At 60.7% G+C, this 18,541-nt stretch carries 22 protein-coding genes; 12 read left to right on the forward strand and 10 right to left on the reverse strand.

The window, feature by feature from the left end; genetic code table 11:
- Positions 1-128: 128 nt before the first annotated feature.
- Complete coding sequence (locus QRN48_RS20465; RefSeq protein ID WP_285352785.1) at positions 129-722, reverse strand: nitroreductase family protein; 594 nt, start codon at positions 720-722, stop codon at positions 129-131.
- 299 nt (positions 723-1,021) lie between these two features.
- Here QRN48_RS20465 and QRN48_RS20470 point away from each other — a divergent pair, with 299 nt between their 5' ends.
- Positions 1,022-1,471 (forward strand): YcgN family cysteine cluster protein, encoded by a 450-nt coding sequence (locus QRN48_RS20470; protein ID WP_037013961.1) that lies wholly within the window; start codon positions 1,022-1,024, stop codon positions 1,469-1,471.
- 175 nt (positions 1,472-1,646) lie between these two features.
- On the opposite strand, the gene QRN48_RS20475 is transcribed toward QRN48_RS20470, so the two are convergent.
- From QRN48_RS20475 to QRN48_RS20490, 4 genes are all read right to left on the reverse strand, one after another.
- Positions 1,647-2,018 (reverse strand): YgaP family membrane protein, encoded by a 372-nt coding sequence (locus QRN48_RS20475; protein ID WP_285352789.1) that lies wholly within the window; start codon positions 2,016-2,018, stop codon positions 1,647-1,649.
- 86 nt (positions 2,019-2,104) lie between these two features.
- On the reverse strand, positions 2,105-2,593 hold the full coding sequence (locus QRN48_RS20480; RefSeq protein WP_037013955.1) for an RNA methyltransferase: 489 nt from the start codon (positions 2,591-2,593) through the stop codon (positions 2,105-2,107).
- Positions 2,594-2,810: 217 nt separating this feature from the next.
- Positions 2,811-3,182 carry a YajD family HNH nuclease gene (locus QRN48_RS20485; protein ID WP_037013952.1) on the reverse strand — a complete coding sequence of 124 codons (372 nt, stop codon included), beginning with the start codon at positions 3,180-3,182 and terminating at the stop codon, positions 2,811-2,813.
- 68 nt (positions 3,183-3,250) lie between these two features.
- The gene (locus QRN48_RS20490) at positions 3,251-3,937 is read right to left on the reverse strand and encodes a spermidine synthase (protein WP_285352792.1); all 687 of its coding nucleotides are present in this window, start codon (positions 3,935-3,937) and stop codon (positions 3,251-3,253) included.
- 113 nt (positions 3,938-4,050) lie between these two features.
- On the opposite strand from QRN48_RS20490, the gene QRN48_RS20495 reads away from it, so the two are divergent.
- Positions 4,051-4,338: a hypothetical protein gene (locus QRN48_RS20495; protein WP_037013946.1), complete on the forward strand. Its 288-nt coding sequence runs from the start codon at positions 4,051-4,053 to the stop codon at positions 4,336-4,338.
- 107 nt (positions 4,339-4,445) lie between these two features.
- Here QRN48_RS20495 and QRN48_RS20500 read toward each other — a convergent pair whose 3' ends face one another.
- The gene (locus QRN48_RS20500; RefSeq protein WP_285352795.1) at positions 4,446-4,913 is read right to left on the reverse strand and encodes a cyclic nucleotide-binding domain-containing protein; all 468 of its coding nucleotides are present in this window, start codon (positions 4,911-4,913) and stop codon (positions 4,446-4,448) included.
- Between the two features lie 114 nt (positions 4,914-5,027).
- Positions 5,028-7,085 (reverse strand): S9 family peptidase, encoded by a 2,058-nt coding sequence (locus QRN48_RS20505; RefSeq protein ID WP_285352796.1) that lies wholly within the window; start codon positions 7,083-7,085, stop codon positions 5,028-5,030.
- 152 nt (positions 7,086-7,237) lie between these two features.
- Here QRN48_RS20505 and QRN48_RS20510 point away from each other — a divergent pair, with 152 nt between their 5' ends.
- From QRN48_RS20510 to QRN48_RS20535, 6 genes are all read left to right on the forward strand, one after another.
- A complete protein-coding gene (locus QRN48_RS20510; RefSeq protein WP_285352798.1) occupies positions 7,238-7,741 on the forward strand; it encodes an MFS transporter in 504 nt (167 codons plus the stop codon).
- 51 nt (positions 7,742-7,792) lie between these two features.
- Positions 7,793-8,566 (forward strand): class II glutamine amidotransferase, encoded by a 774-nt coding sequence (locus QRN48_RS20515; RefSeq protein WP_285352800.1) that lies wholly within the window; start codon positions 7,793-7,795, stop codon positions 8,564-8,566.
- 14 nt (positions 8,567-8,580) lie between these two features.
- Entirely contained in the window at positions 8,581-9,105 is a 525-nt protein-coding gene (locus QRN48_RS20520) for a DUF2937 family protein (protein ID WP_191944873.1), read from the forward strand.
- A gap of 484 nt (positions 9,106-9,589) precedes the next feature.
- A complete protein-coding gene (locus QRN48_RS20525; RefSeq protein WP_285352803.1) occupies positions 9,590-10,354 on the forward strand; it encodes a 5-oxoprolinase subunit PxpA in 765 nt (254 codons plus the stop codon).
- Positions 10,351-11,055 (forward strand): 5-oxoprolinase subunit B family protein, encoded by a 705-nt coding sequence (locus tag QRN48_RS20530; protein WP_285352806.1) that lies wholly within the window; start codon positions 10,351-10,353, stop codon positions 11,053-11,055. Before QRN48_RS20525 ends, QRN48_RS20530 begins: the two co-directional genes overlap by 4 nt.
- A complete protein-coding gene (locus QRN48_RS20535; protein WP_285352808.1) occupies positions 11,052-11,972 on the forward strand; it encodes a 5-oxoprolinase subunit C family protein in 921 nt (306 codons plus the stop codon). Before QRN48_RS20530 ends, QRN48_RS20535 begins: the two co-directional genes overlap by 4 nt.
- 164 nt (positions 11,973-12,136) lie before the next feature.
- On the opposite strand, the gene QRN48_RS20540 is transcribed toward QRN48_RS20535, so the two are convergent.
- Both QRN48_RS20540 and QRN48_RS20545 read right to left on the reverse strand, forming a co-directional pair.
- Positions 12,137-13,315: a vWA domain-containing protein gene (locus QRN48_RS20540; protein ID WP_191944869.1), complete on the reverse strand. Its 1,179-nt coding sequence runs from the start codon at positions 13,313-13,315 to the stop codon at positions 12,137-12,139.
- Between the two features lie 46 nt (positions 13,316-13,361).
- Positions 13,362-14,207: an AAA family ATPase gene (locus tag QRN48_RS20545; protein WP_025261175.1), complete on the reverse strand. Its 846-nt coding sequence runs from the start codon at positions 14,205-14,207 to the stop codon at positions 13,362-13,364.
- A gap of 205 nt (positions 14,208-14,412) precedes the next feature.
- Here QRN48_RS20545 and QRN48_RS20550 point away from each other — a divergent pair, with 205 nt between their 5' ends.
- Together QRN48_RS20550 and QRN48_RS20555 are read left to right on the forward strand one after the other, a co-directional pair.
- A complete protein-coding gene (locus QRN48_RS20550; RefSeq protein ID WP_191944868.1) occupies positions 14,413-14,643 on the forward strand; it encodes a DUF4160 domain-containing protein in 231 nt (76 codons plus the stop codon).
- Positions 14,640-15,155: a DUF2442 domain-containing protein gene (locus QRN48_RS20555; RefSeq protein ID WP_285352813.1), complete on the forward strand. Its 516-nt coding sequence runs from the start codon at positions 14,640-14,642 to the stop codon at positions 15,153-15,155. The genes QRN48_RS20550 and QRN48_RS20555 overlap by 4 nt, the downstream gene beginning before the upstream one ends.
- A 72-nt stretch (positions 15,156-15,227) precedes the next feature.
- On the opposite strand, the gene QRN48_RS20560 is transcribed toward QRN48_RS20555, so the two are convergent.
- On the reverse strand, positions 15,228-16,301 hold the full coding sequence (locus QRN48_RS20560) for an AsmA family protein (protein WP_285352815.1): 1,074 nt from the start codon (positions 16,299-16,301) through the stop codon (positions 15,228-15,230).
- 126 nt (positions 16,302-16,427) lie between these two features.
- Between QRN48_RS20560 and cysK the strand changes: the two genes are divergently transcribed.
- Both cysK and QRN48_RS20570 read left to right on the forward strand, forming a co-directional pair.
- Positions 16,428-17,402 (forward strand): cysteine synthase A, encoded by a 975-nt coding sequence (gene cysK / locus QRN48_RS20565; protein WP_037013912.1) that lies wholly within the window; start codon positions 16,428-16,430, stop codon positions 17,400-17,402.
- A gap of 158 nt (positions 17,403-17,560) precedes the next feature.
- On the forward strand, positions 17,561-18,499 hold the full coding sequence (locus QRN48_RS20570; RefSeq protein ID WP_285352817.1) for an aspartyl/asparaginyl beta-hydroxylase domain-containing protein: 939 nt from the start codon (positions 17,561-17,563) through the stop codon (positions 18,497-18,499).
- Positions 18,500-18,541 lie beyond the last annotated feature (42 nt).

The raw sequence follows: 18,541 nt of genomic DNA on the forward strand, positions 1-18,541 counted from the left end.
TTGTAGGACCGGCTTCAGCCGGGAAGAGGCCGATGTGTACGCCATCCATTTTGAGGCGTGGCTCCCGACGCCTTCCCGGCTAAAGCCGGTCCCACAAAAGCAGCGCGATCCTTCGCTCCGTCCTTTCCCTACAAACTGAAATCCCCCTCAGCTGCCAATTCAGCCAGCGGCCGACGCGGGCTCGGCATTTCGCGGGCCTGAAGGTACTCGGCAAGCGTCGATTTATCGCCCAGCTTGCCGATCGCCACGGCGGCATGCACCGCGTAATTCTCAGGAATCTTCAGCTCCTGGCGAGCCAGTTCTTGATCGAAACCGGCCATCCCATGGGTGTGCCAGCCGCTGAGACTCGCTTGCAGCGCCAGATATCCCCACGCCGAACCCGTGTCGAAGGTGTGCCACAGCGCCGGTGTCTCTTCGGTCGCGCCGGGGGCGGTGAAGCTCGTCTTCGAAATAATGATTACCAGAGCCGAGGCCTGTTGCGCCCAGCCGCGATTGAATTCATTCAACAGGCCGAGGAAGCGCTCCCAGTTCGGCGTATCGCGGCGGGCGTAAAGAAACCGCCAGGGCTGGGAGTTGTAGGCCGAAGGCGCCCAGCGCGCTGCTTCGAAAAAGCTCAGCAGCGTTTCTTCGGGAATGCTTTCGCCGCTGAAAGCGCGTGGCGACCAGCGCTCGATGAATTGCGGGTCGATGGCATGGTCAGGGACACGTGGATTGGCGCTCATGAAGTTGATCCTGATAGGGAAGCACGCTGCCCGGGTAGCAATGGCAACGAGATCATTCAGATGGGCCGTGGCCGGCAGGCATCATGGGAGGGCTTTCGAAGGCGCGGACGATGGTTGATTCGCCTGCGTGGGGCTAAAGCTACTGCGCCGCGCGGGGGCTGACAACCCCGCTGCGTTGCGCATCGGCTTGGCATGGGCAAAGCGGCTCTTTGACCGGCAGTCGCCAATGCTTGGCCCAACCGCTGCGTGCCTCTAGACTGGCGGCCCTTTTACCGCCCGAGCGCTGTTGCGCGAGAACCATGGCCGCCAAAGTAGAACCCTTCTGGATACGCAAAACCCTCGCGCAACTCGACGCAGTCGAGTGGGAGTCGCTGTGTGACGGCTGCGGTCTGTGCTGCCTGCAAAAGCTCGAAGACGAGGACGACGGCAGCGTCTATTACACGCGCATCGCCTGCAAGCTGCTGGACCTCAACACCTGCGCCTGCACCGACTACCCCAACCGTCGGGCGCAGGTCCCGGACTGCATCCAGCTCACGCCTGGCCAGGCGGATGAATTCAAGTGGCTTCCACCGACCTGCGGTTACCGCCTGGTGAGCGAGGGCAAAGACCTCCCGCTCTGGCACCATCTGGTCTGCGGCGACCGAGAACAAGTGCACAAGCAGCGCATCTCGCAATCCGGACGCATGCTCGCCGAAGGCACCGTGCCCGAGGACGACTGGGAGGACCATCTGATTTTTCGCGCGGGATGAAGCCCATGCTTCGAGTGTAAGTCTGCTTCCGCGAAAACTGCTGCGGGATCGACAGTAGTGGGGGAAATCATGAGGCGCGCATCTCGCCTTCAGCAGGCCAAGCCGTTGCTGGCCGCCGCAGACAGGCATTGCGCCGGTGCCTCTGGAGAAGAAGCAGCCGGCGCAGCCACGTCAATCAGACGCCTTTCGGGCCTTTCAACGCGTCAACACCGGTGTCGACAGCGTCTTCAACGGCCACTTCGGCTTTGGTCTTCAGCTTGCTCAGCTCAGCGCCGGCCTGCTTGATGCGCGAGCGGGCGACGTCCATTTCACTGCGGCTTTTGTCAACCAATGCCTTGGCCGAGCAGTGGCCGGTAATGCCGCGAGCCAATACGGCGCCGCCAATGGCCAACTGAACCAGACCGAAGATGCCGCCGCGGCGCAGGCCTTTGCCCATCATCAATACACCACCCGCCAGCGAGCCAATGCGCTCCCAGCCCTGTACGTTCTGCTCCGGGTAGTCGTGCAAAGGTCGTTCGATGCGTTCAACGATCGGGGTGTCGCTCATGATGTGTTCTCCGTGAAGGGATAGGGTCCTTAAAGCTGACTGTCACAAGCGCAAACTGTTCAATGCGTTTCGTCTTCGCGCATGGATCAAGTGCGATCTGTTTCCCTGCCGAACTGGGGGCCGGAGCGGGTGTTGTTGCCCTTCGCCATGCGGTCGTAGAGCACGACGTTGACCGTCGCGGCCAGGTTCATGCACCCCGTGGTGGGGATGTACACCACGTCCTCGCACCAATCGCGGATTTCCTTATCGAGCGAGCCGTCTTCCGGGCCAAAAATGTAAATAGCGCGGTCCGGGTGGGTGTATTCGGGAAGCGCGCGTGCGCCGTCGACTAATTCCACGGCCACCGGCACACAGCCCAGCGGAATGATTTTTCTCAGATCATCGATGCCGATCAGCGGGATGTCCTGATGGATTTTCTTGGTGTCGGTCACAAAATCACGCGCACGCTCGTAGCGCTTGCCGGTGTAAAACACCGACGCGACGCCGTAGCAGCCTGCTGCGCGCATCACCGAACCAACGTTTTCCGGGGATTTGGGATTGAACAAGCCGATGCAGGCATAGCGTTTGTTGGCCACGGGGGAGGGTGCTCATAAGAGAAAGCGCGGGATTATAGGGGAAGAAGCCGCGGCAAGCCTCAAGCCTCAAGCCTCAAGCCTCAAGCCACAAGCCCCAAGCCCCAAGCCCCAAGCCCCAAGCCCCAAGCCGGGCAATCGGTAACTTCATGAGCGCCGCCGTTGCCCTTGCCCTTGCTTGCAGCTTGCAGCTTGCAGCTTAAAACTTGCGGCTGCCTTGCTAGTCCTTCTTCATCAACCCCGCCAGTGCGGCGAAGGGGTTGTGGGTCGCTTTGGCGGTTTTCGGGCTGCTCGTGGAGCTTTCTGAAAAATACTGCTGATCGGTGTAACGCGAGTGCTCGTTGTCGTGGCAATACAAGCACAGCAGCTCCCAGTTGGAACCGTCCTGGGGATTGTTGTCGTGGTTGTGATCGCGGTGGTGGACCGTCAGCTCACTCAGGCGTTTGCCCGCGAATTCTCGAGCGCAGCGGCCGCACACATGCGGGTACATGCGCAGAGCCTTGTCGCGATAGCCCATTTCGCGGTCGCGCTGGGCGTCGGCGAGGATGCGGTCCAGCTTGGAGGTATTGGTTGGCGTGTTGGCCGAACTCATGGCGTCACCTGTTTCATGTTCTGTTGGCAATGGAGGCTTTGCGGCCAGTCTAGCGTGTCGCCGTAAAATCAGCCCTTGAGTTTTTCGGCGATCCAGATGGTGTGGCGGGTGCCCTTGTTGCCGTGGGCATACACCTTGACCTCTTCGGCCTTGAAACCCGCTTTGCGCAGTTTGTCGCTGAAGGCGGCGTCAGCGCTGGCCGACCACACCGCCAGCACCCCCTTGGGCCGCAAGGCACTGGCGCAGGCGGCAAGTCCGCCGACGGAATACAACCAGCTGTTGGACTTCTGCGTGAGGCCTTCCGGGCCGTTATCGACATCCAGCATGATCGCGTCAAAGCCCTGAGGCTCGGCCTTGAGTACCTGAGCAACGTCTTGAACCACTACTCTGGCGCGCGGGTCCTGCAACGGATTGCCCGACTTTTCGCCCAGCGCCCCGCGATTCCACTCGACCACGCCGGGCACCAGCTCGGCGACCACCACTTCGCCGTTCTTGCCCAGATGCTTGAGCGCCGAGGCCAGGGTGAAACCCATCCCAAGCCCGCCGATCAGCACTCGCGGGTGGGTACGCGACGCCACCTTCTTGCAGGGGATTTCAGCCAGCGCGTCTTCAGAGCCATGCATGCGGGTGTTCATCAGTTGGCCGCCGTCACCGCCCTGAATCTTGATCACGAAATCTTCGCCGTACTCGAACAGGCACAAGGCGCCGCCGTTATCTGGGATCGGAGTGGTGTCGAGCAGAACAAAACGTTTCATGGATAACTCGTTCAAAAAGGGGCAAACCGCCTGCAGCGCAATTTGTCAGAGCGCAATGCCTTGCGCAGGAGTAGCCTGAGCGGGAAGCGATAGATTGGCAGGGGAGGCCAACGATGAAGTGCTCCATTCTACTGACGATTTTCATCACTGTGCTCGGCGCATCGCAGGCATTTGCCGAGACCTTGCAGCCTGTCCTGAATACGCCGGAGCCGATTGCTGCGTCCGCCGGTTCTCCCGGCACTGCAACACCGACTCCCTATCCGCAAGTCGCACCGCCCGGCGTTCCCCACGCAGGCGGGCAAGGCAACCCGCCGTTATTGCCGAAGATTCCCCAGCCTGGCCCGCCGAAAGAAGACGAACCATTGCCAGGACTGCAGCCGGCGACCAAGCCCAATCCTTGAACCAAATTTGACAGCATCGTCCTGCGGGAGCCGGCTTGCTGGCAAACCGGCTGTGCAGACATTCGACTGTCTCCGTGTGTCCCGTCCTGAAGGTCAATGCAACCTGTTCAGTCCTGCTGCGCCACGACTTGCCCATCCATCATGCGAAGCCGTTTCGACATCGCCACGGCGATGGCGCGGATGATCTTGGCCGCTGCCTTCGGCGCTTCATTGAGCATCTTGTCCAGAGAGTCCTTGCCCAGGTTCAGCAGGTAGCACGAAGACGCGGCAACGCAGGTCGCCGAGCGGCGCTCTCCGTCCAGCACGGCCATCTCGCCAAACGCCCGGCCGCTGCGCAGAATGGCAGTCTCCACAGCCATTCCCTCACCGTTGAGCTTGCGCACCGAGACCGTGCCGGAGTGAATGATGCACATGAAGGTGCCCGCGTCGCCTTCGTTGAAGATCGCGTCGCCCTTCTCAATGCTGCTGATGCTGAAATAGCCTGCCGCTGCAGTAAATTCAGCCGGTGTCAGGGCGACAAACAGACCGCAGTCCATCAGCATGTCGCGTATTTCGTGGTTCAGTGATGTAGACATGGCGAGTTCTTGTTGGGTGTGTTGAAAAATTGCTTGAAGCGCTGGCCGGCCGCCAGGTGCCCCGGTGTGATGTGCCGGGGCCTCCCATGTGACAGCCTGCAGGCGCAGGTGTTGTCAGGCCATTTGCAGCACTTTGAGGATAAATCCGTATTCAAGGGCCACGTCACGCAATCCCTGGTAACGCCCGCTCATGCCACCGTGCCCTGCACCCAGCTCGGTCTTGAGCAGGAGCGGATGATCGTCGGTTTTCAGGTCGCGCAGTTTCGCTACCCATTTGGCGGCTTCCCAATACTGCACTCGGCTGTCGTTATAGCCAGCGATGACCAGCATGGCGGGATAATCCTGCGGCGCGACGTTTTCGTAGGGCGCGTAAGCCTTGATCCGCGCATGGACCTCCAGCTCCTGCGGATTGCCCCATTCGTCATACTCGGTGACGGTCAGCGGCAACTCGGGGTCGAGCATCGTATTCAGCACGTCGACGAATGGCACCTCGGCGATGGCCGCCTTGAACAGCTCGGGACGCTGGTTCACGACGGCGCCGATCAACAGACCACCGGCGCTGCCGCCACTGATCACTAATTGCTCGGCTGTCGTCAGCCTCTTCGCCACCAGGTGCTCTGCGCAGGCAATGAAGTCGCTGAACGTGTTCTGTTTGTTCTCCTGTTTGCCATCGCGGTACCAGGCCTCGCCCAGCTCACCGCCCCCGCGCACATGTGCGATGGCAAAGGCGATACCGCGATCAAGCAGGCTCAGACGCGCATGAGAAAACCATGGGTCCAGGCTCGCGCCATACGCCCCGTAACCGTACAGGTAAAGCGGAACGGTCTGACCGGCCAGTTCACGTTTGACCACCAGGCTGATCGGCACTTGCGCACCGTCGGGCGCGGTGGCCCACAACCGCTGGCTGACGTAGGCATCGGCATCAAACACGCCCAGTACCGGCGTCTCCTTGAGTACAACCTGATCCCCGGTGGCCAGTGACAGCTGCCACACTTGCGGGGGGCGATTCAGTGACTGATAGCGCAAGCGAATCCTGTCGCTGTCAAATTCAAGAGTGTCCTGGACATACAGGTTGTATGCAGCATCCGGGAGTTGTACGCGATACGCCGGCAAACTTTGCGGGTGAACCTCGACGATCGGCAACCCACCCTCGCGCAGGCTGAGGGTCAGGCCTTTGGCGTTGAGGCTGAAGCCGTCAAGCATGACCGTCTCGCTGTGGGCAATCAGGTTCTGCCAGTCGCCACGCTCGGGTATGCCATGGGCTTGTTCGGGCGCGTGATAGAGCGCGAAGTTGATGCCGTCCTGGTTGCTGCGGATCACCCAGCTCCATTGACCTTCGATCAGGCCATGGTCTACCGAATACTCGTGACCCTCGCTGCGCGGCGCGATGCACGCAAAAGCCTGGTCGGGTGTGTCAGCATCCAGCACCCAGGCTTCGCTGGTGGTTTTACTGTCCAGCCCCAGAATCAGTTGCCGCTCCGAGCTGCTGCGATAGCAGTGCAGGAAGAAGCGTCCATCGGGCTCGGTGAAAATCAGCTGCGCGCCGGTGTCGCCCAGCGTGTGGCGATAAAGCTTGTGCGGACGATGCGTGTCGTCCAGTTCACCAAAGAACAGGGTCTGGCTGTCATTGGCCCAGGTCATGCTGCCATCGCAATCTTCAAACGGCAGCGTGCTGACCACGCCGTTGCTCAACTCCTTGACGAACAGCTGATAAACCTCCTCGCCGCTGGTGTCGAGGCTGTACGCCAGACGCTGATGGTCAGGACTGATGCTGAACGCGCCGAGGGAAAAGAAGCCGCCGCCCGCCAGCGCGTTGGGATCAAGCAGCAACTCTTCGGCGCTTTCGTCGATCGTCAGGGCGTCGTCTGCCGGACGCGGGCATCGATAGTGACGGGCGTATTCGTCGCCTTCGGTGGTGCGCGTGTAGTAGAGATACGGACCCCAAGGGGAGGGCAGAGACAGGTCGGTTTCGAGAATGCGGTCCTTGATCTCTTGAAACAGGGTCTCGCGCAACGGCTGCAAATCGGCGAGTTGCTGCTCCTGCCAGGCGTTTTCGGCCTTCAGGTAATCGAGCACTTCATCGGTGTCGCGGTTTTGCAGCCATGCATAGGGATCGCTGCCCTCGGCCTTGCGGGCAATAGGGGCACTGGAAAAGTCAGGGGCGGAAGGCATGCTGGGCTCTCTCACGTTGGGCTCATCTGTAAGGGACCGGTCGCGCTGCCTGGCGTTGCACAGCCAGCAGACCGATAACTGAAGCCGGGGAAGCCGGGCTGGTGAAAAGCCGTTATCATAAGCGCCTCTTTACCTGCCTTACCACGGACGTCATGACCGACAACGACTATCTGATTGCCTGGGGCCTCTACGCGTTCGCCGCGTTGGGCTGTCTGTGGGTGTGGTTCAAGCTGACCGGCTGGATGTGGCGCTACCTGCGCGAGCCGCTGCGGGTGATCGGCGCGGTGCTGTTGTTCTGCCCGACGTTTGTTGATCCCGCCAGGGATCAATACGCCCCGGCGCTGGCGATCAGCGTGCTGGACCTGGCGCTGAAGGTCGGCAACAACGTCTGGCGCGCCGTGCTTGACCTGGCCACCTATGGCGCCGTCGCGCTGGGCCTTTACCTCGTTTTTGCCTTGATCCGCCTGCCGTTTCTGCGCAAGAAAAAAGCCCGTCTCGCCCATGCCGAAGCGGCCGCCGCACAGGCTGCAGCGGAGCATAAGGAGCATGACGAGCCCTACGCAGAACCACCGGCAGGGCGCTTCGCCGGTCAACCGCCAGCGCCTGATGCTCCGGCGCCCGCCAGCGGTCGTTATCGCGTCGAACCCAAACTGTGATCCTGACCGACCCGCTCGCAGGCGCGCGTTTCAACCCATCGAGGCTTGAGCATGTGTGAACTCCTGGGCATGAGCGCCAACGTACCCACCGACATCGTGTTCAGTTTCACCGGGCTAATGCAGCGCGGCGGTCGTACCGGTCCGCACCGCGACGGTTGGGGCATCGGTTTCTACGAAGGCCGCGGTCTGCGCCTGTTCCAGGACCCCGCTGCGAGCAGCGAGTCGGAAGTCGCGCAGCTGGTGCAGCGTTATCCCATCAAAAGCGAAGTGGTCATCGGCCACATCCGCCAGGCCAACGTCGGCAAGGTCTGCCTGTCCAATACCCATCCTTTCGTGCGTGAGCTGTGGGGGCGCAACTGGTGTTTCGCCCACAACGGTCAGCTCGCGGACTTCCATCCCGCAGCGACGTTCTACCGCCCGGTGGGTGATACCGACAGCGAAGCGGCGTTCTGCGATCTGCTCAACAGGGTCCGCGAAGCCTTTCCCGAGCCGGTCGAGATCGAACAGTTGCTACCGACGCTGGTCCAGGCCTGCGACGAATACCGCAGCAAAGGCGTCTTCAATGCGCTGCTCAGTGATGGCGACTGGCTGTTTTGCTACTGTTCAACCAAGCTGGTGCATATCACCCGTCGTGCACCGTTCGGGCCGGCTCGCTTGAAAGACGTCGACGTCATCGTCGATTTCCAGGCGGAAACCACGCCTGACGACGTGGTGACGGTGATTGCTACCGAGCCACTGACCGAAAACGAGACCTGGAATCGCTACGAGCCCGGTCACTGGAGTCTTTGGCGCCGCGGCGAATGCGTTGCCGAAGGCGCGGCCTGAAACGAGAGGGATCTATGCTGCGTAGTTATGTGCGACTGGTGCTGTTCACACTGGGGTTGCTGGTAGGTGTGCAGGTTCCGGGATTTATCAGTGATTACGGCAAGCGTGTCGAAGCGCACATGCTCGAAGCGCAACAAAGCCTGCGCGGCTATAACGAGACGGCGCTGCGATTCTTCAACGGCGATGTACAGGCGCTGATCCAGCATTACCGCACCAGCGAAGACCCGGTATTTCGTGCCGATGCCGACAATATAAATAACCTGCTCACTCGTAATCAGGCCCTTGACCGTGAGTGGCTCGCGCTGCAAGGCCCATGGTATGCCCGCGCCTGGCATGTGTTGACCGATGCGGATACCGCCATCCGCAACGAAACCTGGAACGGTTACACCTGGCAGGTCTTGCTGTCCCCGGAAGTCATCGGCTGGGGGCTGCTGGGCGCCTTGCTGTTCTCGCTGGTGATCGAGAGCATCGTGGTGTTCATCGACTGGCTGTTCGTTGGTCGCCATCACGTGCGCCCGGTCAGCCGCGAATGGCGCTGAGGCGGATGGCCGGCACTCGCTTGATTGGGCAGTGATCTCGCTGACGCCTTCCCGGCTGAAGCCGGTCCCACTGAAGACCAAGCGTACCCATTGGACCTCCTGACACGCCACGCACCCAGTGGGACCGGCTGAGGCGATCCAACTGAAGACCACGCGTACCCATCGGACTTCCTGACACGCCACACACCCAGTGGGACCGGCTGAAGCCGATCCCACTGAAGACCACGCGTACCCTTTGGACCTCCTGACACGCCACGCACCCAGTGGGACCGGCTTCAGCCGGGAAGGGGGAGTCCCGGTCAGCGGAGAGGCCGGGCACCGTTCACTTTTTCTTATCATCCCCTCGCGCTTTTATTAGTTGGACGCTTCGGCCATTCCCGCCGAAGAATGCCCCCAATGCACAGCCCCGTGTCCCGCGCTGCCAACCTGACAACCCTGCGCGTACACTCGAGCTTTCCCGCTTTTTCGCACAGGAGTCACGCCCTTGAGCCGCCTGTTATTGAATTGTGATATCGGCGAAAGCTACGGCGCCTGGACCATGGGTCTGGATGCCGAGGTCATGCCTTACATCGATTGCGCCAACATCGCCTGCGGCTTCCACGCCGGGGACCCGAGCGTCATGCGCAAAACCGTAGCACTGGCGCTGGCCAACAACGTCACCATTGGTGCCCACCCGGCTTATCCCGACCTTGTAGGGTTCGGCCGCCGTTCGATGGCCTGTTCCGCACAGGAAATTCAAGACCTGCTGCATTACCAGATCGGCGCCCTTGAGGGTGTATGTCGAGCGCAGGGCAGCCACGTCAGCTACGTCAAACCCCACGGCGCGATGTACAACGACATGACGGCCAACCCGTCCCAACTGCGAGCCGTCATCGAAGCCATTGCCCGGTACAACCCGCAATTGCCACTGATGTTGCTGGCGATGCGCGACAACTCGGCAGCGCAAGCCGTGGCTGATGAGCTCGGGGTGACGCTGTGGTTTGAAGCATTTGCCGATCGCGCCTATGACAACGCAGGCCGTCTGGTCTCGCGTAACCTGTCGGGCGCTGTGCACCACGACGCGGATGTCATCATTGCGCAGGCCATGACGTTGTCCCGGGGCGAAGCGTTGACCGCCAGCGATGGCAGCGAACTGCGCCTCCAGCCCCACACGCTGTGTGTGCACGGCGACAACGCCAGCTCCATCGATGCCGTTCAGCGTATTCGTCAGGCGCTGGACGCTGCGCAAAGCGGCCCGGTCAGCCAATGAACGTGCGCATCGAAGCCGTCGCCATCGATTGCCTGATGGTGCGTCTGTTCGACGCCATCGACGAGAGCAACATGCGGTGGATGCTCGCTGCGACGTTGCGGTTGCGCGAGGGTTTTGGTGCGCAGTTGATCGATCTGGTGCCGTCCTACACCACATTGATGGTTCATTACGATCTGTTGGCGCTGAGTCCGACGCAGGCCCGGGCACTCATCACCGATGCGCTGACCGATCTCGCACCTGACGCCGCCCAAAGCGGTCGGCAGCATGTGTTGCCGGTCTGGTACGACCTCAGCGTGGGGCCTGAATTAAGTCTGTTGTCGAAGCGCAGCGGGCTGGCGGTGGACGAGGTCATCCGCCGCCACAGCCAGCGCGAGTATCAGGTGTTCGCGCTCGGCTTTGCGCCGGGCTTCGCCTTCATGGGGCTGGTGGAAGAAGCCCTCGCCGCGCCCCGCATCAAAACACCGCGCAAGCGGGTGGCGGCGGGAAGCGTGGGTATTGCTGAGCGACAGACAGCGGCGTACCCGCTGGAGTCGCCCGGCGGCTGGAACATCCTGGGGCGTACGCCGGCGAAACTCTTCGACCGGGAGATTGATGGCTACAGCCTGATGCAACCCGGCGATACCGTGCGTTTTGCCCCCGTGGATCACGCCGAGTTCCTAGGTCTGGGTGGCGACGATACGCCGCTGGAGGGTCTGGCATGAGCGTGTTGACGGTAAAAAGCAGCACGCCGTTGTGCCTGTTACAGGACGCCGGACGGTTTGGGGTGCGGCATTTGGGCGTCACTCAGGGTGGTGCGCTGGATTGGGTGTCGATGTCGTGGGCCAACAGGCTGCTCAATAATCCGCTGGACGCCGCCGTTATCGAGGTGACGCTGGGCGGTTTGACACTGGTGGCCGAGGCTGATTGCTGCCTGGCGCTGGCCGGTGCAGACCTCGGTGCCATGCTGGACGACCGCCCGATTGCACCGTGGCGCAGTTTTTTCATTCGCAAAGGCCAGCAACTTCGCTTGATCCGGCCGGTCAGCGGAGCGCGTGCCTACCTCGCCGCGCCCGGAGGCTTTACTGCCGTCAACGTGCTGGGCAGTTGCGCCACAGTCTCACGTGAAGGTCTGGGCGGGCTGGAGGGAAACGGCAAAGCGTTGGCCGAGGGCGACCGACTGACCTATTCGGGAGCGTCGTTCGAGCTACATGCGTTGCCCGCGCATCGGATTCCGGACATCAGCTGCTGGCGTCCGCTGGACGTGGTGATGGGTGCCCAGATCGGCCAATTCAGCGGTGTAAGCCTGTTTGACGCGTTCAACAGCGACTGGACCCTCGACAGCCGCGCCGACCGCATGGGCGCGCGCCTGTTGGGTCCGGAGCTGGTTTATCAGGGCAATCCGATGATCTCAGAAGGCATCCCGCTTGGCGCCATCCAGGTACCACCGGACGGCCAGCCGATCATCCTGCTCAACGACCGCCAGACCATCGGCGGCTACCCGAGACTCGGCGCACTGACCCCGCTGTCCCTGGCCCGGCTGGCGCAGCAGTTGCCGGGGAGTGTGGTGCGGATGAAAGCGGTGGTGCAGGACGTGGCGCATCGGGAGCAGCTGGGTTTTATGAGGACGCTGCAGCGCTAAACGCAGGAAAACGTTACAGCAGTCGGCTCGCTGGCGAACAGGGTGGATCGTTAACGGAGCCCCACCGTGACCGGATGTCTTCACCAGCAAGCCGGCTCCTACAGTTGATGCGCAAGCGCTAGCGTGCCGGCTCCTACAGTCGATGCGCGAGCGCCCCGCAGCCTTTATTTCGCCAAATACCGCATCCCTTCCTCCAGCCCGCGCAGCGTCAGCGGGTACATCTGATCTTCGATCAAGTCCCGCACGATATTGGTGGAGGTGGTGTAGGCCCAGGCGTCTTTGGGATAGGGGTTTATCCAGATGACCTTCTTGAACTTGGCCATGAACCGCTGCATCCACACATAACCCGCTTCTTCGTTCCAGTGCTCGACGCTGCCGCCCGGTTGGGTGATTTCGTAGGGCGCCATGGCTGCGTCACCGATGAAGATGACTTTGTAGTCGGCGCCGTATTTATGCAGCAGGTCCTGGGTCGCGGTACGCTCGGAGGTGCGGCGCAGGTTATTCTTCCAAACCGTCTCGTACACGAAGTTATGGAAGTAGAAGTACTCCATGTGCTTAAACTCGGTCTTGCACGCAGAGAACAGCTCTTCGCAGACCTTCACATGCGCGTCCATCGAACCGCCGATGTCAAACAGCAGCAACAGCTTGATGGTGTTACGGCGTTCCGGCCGCATCTGGATGTTCAGCAGGCCGGCATCGCGTGCGGTGTGATCAATCGTGCCGTCGATGTCCAGCTCGTCGGCCGCCCCCTGACGCGCGAACTTGCGCAGACGCCGCAGAGCCACTTTGATGTTGCGCGTGCCCAGTTCCACCCCATCATCGAGGTTCTTGTACTCACGCTGGTCCCAGACCTTTACCGCCTTGCCCTGCCGCTGGCCCGCATCGCCCACCCGAATCCCCTCGGGGTTATACCCGCCCGAGCCAAACGGGCTGGTGCCGCCGGTGCCGATCCATTTGTTGCCGCCGGCGTGGCGTTCCTTTTGCTCTTCCAGACGCTGCTTGAACGCCTCGATCAGCTTGTCCAGACCGCCCAGGGACTGGATCTGCGCGCGCTCTTCATCGCTCAGCGAGCGCTCGAATTCCTTGCGCAGCCAGTCCTCGGGGATCAGTGCCTGCAGGTGGTCATCGAGCTTTTCCAGGCCGTTGAAGTAGGTGCCAAAAGCCCGGTCGAACTTGTCGAAATGACGCTCGTCCTTGACCAGAATCGTACGCGACAGGTAGTAGAACTCGTCCATGTCGGCGAACGTCACGCGCTGCTTCAGCGCGTTGATCAGGTCGAGCAGTTCGCGCAGCGACACCGGCACCTTGGCCGCGCGCATCTCGTTGAACAGGTTGAGCAACATAATCGGCGTCCCGCCCTTGATCTAAATAAGCTTGGCCGGAAAAGGCTCAGCGATTGCCGCGACGACTCATGAACGCCAGGCGCTCCAGCAGCTGCACGTCCTGCTCGTTCTTGACCAGGGCGCCGGCCAGCGGCGGGATGGCTTTGGTGGGGTCGCGTTCGCGCAGCACCGCTTCGCCGATGTTGTCGGCCATCAGCAATTTGAGCCAGTCCACCAGTTCGGAAGTCGAGGGTTTTTTCTTCAGGCCCGGGACCTTGCGCACGTCGAAGAACACGTCCAGCGCTTCACTGACCAGGTCCTTCTTGATGTCCGGGTAATGCACGTCGACGATCTTCTGCAGGGTGGTGCGATCGGGGAACGCGATGTAATGAAAGAAGCAACGGCGCAGGAAAGCGTCCGGCAGCTCTTTTTCGTTGTTGGACGTAATGATGATGATCGGGCGCTTTTTCGCCTTAATCGTCTCGTCGATTTCGTAAACGTAGAACTCCATCTTGTCGAGTTCTTGCAGCAGGTCATTGGGGAATTCGATGTCTGCCTTGTCGATCTCATCGATCAGCAGAATCACCCGCTCTTCGGATTCAAAAGCCTCCCAGAGCTTGCCCTTCTTGAGGTAGTTGCGCACGTCATGGACTTTGTCGACGCCCAGTTGCGAGTCGCGCAGGCGGCTGACGGCATCGTACTCATACAGCCCCTGATGCGCCTTGGTGGTGGACTTGATGTGCCAGGTAATCAGCCGTGCGCCGAAGGACTCGGCCAGTTGTTCGGCCAGCATGGTTTTGCCTGTACCGGGCTCACCCTTTACCAGCAGTGGGCGCTCCAGTGTGATCGCGGCGTTGACCGCGAGCTTCAAGTCGTCGGTGGCAACGTAGGCGTGGGTGCCTTCGAATTTCATCGGGTAAATCCTCGAACAAAGCGAACAGGGCGTGGCCCAAACCTCGTCAATCAGGGCGCAAACAGTGCACCGACTATACCGCGCGTCTCGCGCCACTGTGAACGCAGACGCTCTATTCAGTCCCTGAATGGGGCGTCACGATCTGACCGATCCAAAATTGTAACGTCGGTTGTGGTATCGCCAAAATAGCGATACCTTGCGATCCATGTCGACCAAATATAGATTCAGGGACAAATACAGGATTCAACTGCGGGAGAAGGATCACCTGCCGCCGCATGTTCACCTCACCGGTGGCGGGCTGGATGTGTTGATTTGCCTGCAGTTGGTTGAACCCATGCGCGGCCATGCGCCGGCCGCAGTGCTCAGGGAGGCGCTCGAATGGATCAGGGCCCACCAAACAGAATTGCTGGAGGAGTGGAAACGATGGCATCCATGAAACGCCCACGATTGAAAACCGTCGAGGCGCTGGCTGACTGCACGCTCGCGCTGACCTTTATCAACGATATGAAATACGTCCTGGACCTGAGCAGCGATATCGCCGCATTTCCGGGGCTGCAACCGCTCAGGGATCCGAACATTTTCAAGCAGGCGCAGATCGGCGACGACGGTTGGACCGTCGAGTGGTCCGGGCCTGACATCCAGATCGGTGCCGATACCCTCTACCTGGATGCAAAGGCACAGGCGGCCACTGACGAGAACACGCGGATTTTCATCGGCTGGCGCGCACGCACCGGGTTGCCCCTGGCATTGGCGGCCGAGGCGCTGGGTGTCAGTACTCGCAGCATCAGCCGTTACACCAACGGGAGTGAAGCAGCACCGCGCACCCTTGCACTGGCGTGTATCGGATGGGACGCGTTGCAGAACCCGACCCAAAACGGAGTGATGCTGGCCGAAGCGCGCGAGGCCTACAGCGTCGCCAAACCAAAGTGTGACAAAAGCCAGGAGTAGGTGGCAATCGCGGTACTGTTGCGCCGGACATCGGCTGCTCACCGACAGCCATCCGGCGCTCAAGGGCAGTGCTTATTGAGCCTCGCTCTTGCCACTGTCGTAACGGGTGTTGAAGGCTTTCACGAATGCGTTGCGCAGGATCTGCAAGAACGCTTCAAACGCACTGATGTTCTGGTTGTGAACGCTGCCGCTGAGTTCGACGCGGGTCGCAAACTGGTTTTTGCCCTGATTCTTGAGCACCGTTTCGCTGCCGCCGACCACGGCTTCCCAGATGGATCGAAAGAAGCCCTTGTTCTGGTTTTCCACGTCTTGCTGCCAATTGAAGATGTCCACGTTGCGCAGCAGTGGCTTGATGTAGCCGCTGAGCTGGCCGTTATTGGCTTGCGCCTCAATCACCACATCGCCGTCACCTGCGTTGAAGTCGAACTTGCCATAGGCCGATGCAAAGTCGTTCATGCGCTTGAGCTGCACGCCGGTCGCGCGCAGCTTGAAGTCGAAATCTTCAAAGCTGAACGGGTCGAAGGTGGCGGTGCTTTCCAGAGGCGCATGGCCCATCAGCATGGCTTTGCCTTCAAAGCGGGCATCGCGTTTGCCGGCCTTGTCTTCGACATTGGTCAGGTTAAAGACGCTGGCGTTGATGTTGTCGGCGTCGATTTTCACCTTCGGCGTCGAGTTGAAGTTGCTGAAGGTGATTTTGCCGTCCTGAATGCGCAATTCATTGAGAGTAATCGGCAACAGCTTGTCGAGCTGAGCCTGCCAGTTGGTGCCTGCACCGGTCTGGGACTGTTTCTTGTCCGGGCCGCCGTCAACGAAGTTCAGCTCCGGGCCCATAAACGCGACCTCGGCCACCACGGCATGGTCGTACCACAGCGAGTGCCAACTGACGGCGAGGTCGATGACTGGCGCATCGAGCAGCGGTACCGGCACCTTGCCGTCGACCTTGACGATTTTCAGACCATTGATCCGGTACGCGCCGCGCCACAGCGCCAGGTCCACGTCGGTGACCTGACCGCGATAGTCGCCCATGTCCGCAAGCTTGTCGTTGAGGTAATTGCGCACCACATACGGCAGCGCGATATGCGCGGCAACGATCACCACCACCAGGCCGACGATTGTCCATAACGGCCAGCTGTAACGACGTTTCATGGCTTTACCCTCCAATGAAGTAGCTGTGTTGACTACTGGCGATGTGATCGGTTCGCTACGACTGGACGTCGCACCGGGGCAGGGCATAGGCTTTGGGTTTTTCCAAACCTGCACAAGGACCCGGTCATGAGCCGTATTTACGCAGATAACGCCCACTCCATCGGCAACACGCCACTGGTGCAGATCAACCGCATCGCGCCGCGCGGGGTCACCATCCTGGCCAAGATCGAAGGGCGTAATCCGGGATATTCCGTCAAATGCCGGATCGGCGCGAACATGATCTGGGACGCCGAAAGCAGCGGCAAACTCAAGCCTGGCATGACCATCGTCGAACCCACCTCCGGCAACACCGGCATTGGCCTTGCGTTCGTCGCAGCGGCGCGCGGTTACAAACTGACCCTGACCATGCCGGCATCAATGAGTATAGAGCGGCGCAAGGTGCTCAAGGCTTTGGGTGCCGAGCTGGTGCTGACCGAGCCGGCGCTGGGCATGAAAGGCTCCATCGCCAAGGCCGAGGAAATGGTGGCCAGCGATCCCGACCTGTACTTCATGCCGGCACAGTTCGAGAACCCCGCCAACCCCGCCATCCATGAGAAGACCACCGGGCCGGAGATCTGGAACGACACCGACGGCGCCATCGACGTACTGGTCGCAGGCGTTGGCACCGGCGGGACGATCACCGGCATTTCGCGCTACATCAAGCACACCATGGGCAAACCGATTATTTCGGTGGCGGTGGAACCAATGGGTTCGCCGATCATCACTCAGGCACTGGCCGGTGAGGAGATCAAGCCAAGCCCGCACAAGATCCAGGGTATCGGCGCAGGCTTCATCCCGAAAAACCTTGATCTCTCGATTGTCGACCGTGTCGAGCTGGTCAGTGATGACGAGGCCAAGGCCATGGCGCGGCGGTTGATGCAGGAGGAGGGAATTCTGTGCGGCATTTCCTGCGGCGCAGCCATGCAGGCGGCGGTTCGGCTGGCAGAGAAACCTGAGATGCAGGGCAAGACGATCGTGGTGGTGCTGCCGGACTCGGGAGAGCGCTACCTGTCCAGCATGCTCTTCAGCGACCTGTTTACTGACCAGGAGCTGACGCAATAGTCGTCCGCAGAGCTGCTTCGCCTTTTTACCCGGCGGACTAAGGATTATGATGGCCGCCATTCGAAACCCGCCGCCAGATTGTCATAGGTCATCTCGCGGCGGTTTCAGCAGCGTATGCTTCGGGCCGCGCAGTCCGGCCCTGTTCCAAGGAGAGCTTCATGACCCTTTCTTTTGCTGTCAAAGCGGCGATTCTGCTGCTGTTTGTAGGCAGCACGCTGTACGTGCATCTGCGCGGCAAGGCGCGGTTGCCGGTATTGCGCCAGTTCGTGAATCACTCCGCGCTGTTCGCACCCTATAACGCCTTGATGTATCTGTTCTCCAGCGTCCCGTCCAAGCCATATCTGGACCGCAGCAAATTTCCCGAACTGGACGTGCTGCGCGATAACTGGGAAACCATCCGTGGCGAAGCCATGCACTTGTTTGACGAAGGCTATATCCGCGCCGCCGCCAAGGACAACGATGCCGGTTTCGGCTCGTTCTTCAAAAAGGGCTGGAAGCGTTTTTACCTGAAGTGGTACGACAAACCGCTGCCGTCTGCCGAGGCGTTGTGCCCCAAGACCGTCGAACTGGTCAGCCGTATTCCCAACGTCAAAGGCGCAATGTTCGCCCTGTTGCCGGGTGGCAGCCACCTGAATCCGCACCGTGACCCGTTCGCCGGGTCTTTGCGTTATCACTTGGGGTTGTCGACGCCGAATTCTGACGATTGCCGGATTTACGTTGACGGCCAGGTCTATGCCTGGCGCGACGGTGAAGACGTGATGTTCGATGAGACTTACGTTCACTGGGTCAAGAACGAGACCGATGTCACGCGCGTGATTCTGTTCTGCGACATTGAGCGGCCGTTGAGCAACCGTTTCATGGCCGCCGTCAACCGCCGCGTCAGCGCGTTTCTGGGGCGCGCCACTGCGCCGCAGAACACCGATGACGAACGCGTTGGCGGGATCAACCAGGCGTATGCGTTCTCTAAACGGTTCAGCAACAGCTTCAGCGGCAAGGTGAAGCAATTCAAACGCGCCAACCCCAAGGCTTACCGGATCTTGCGGCCGGTGTTGGCGGTTGTCGTGTTGACGCTGCTGGGTTACTGGCTGTTCGGCTGACAATACGCCCGCACAGAGCGCCGTCCCACTCCGTGGCACGGC

The sequence above is a fragment of the Pseudomonas sp. ME-P-057 genome (assembly GCF_030208975.1).
Classification (GTDB): domain Bacteria; phylum Pseudomonadota; class Gammaproteobacteria; order Pseudomonadales; family Pseudomonadaceae; genus Aquipseudomonas; species Aquipseudomonas lutea.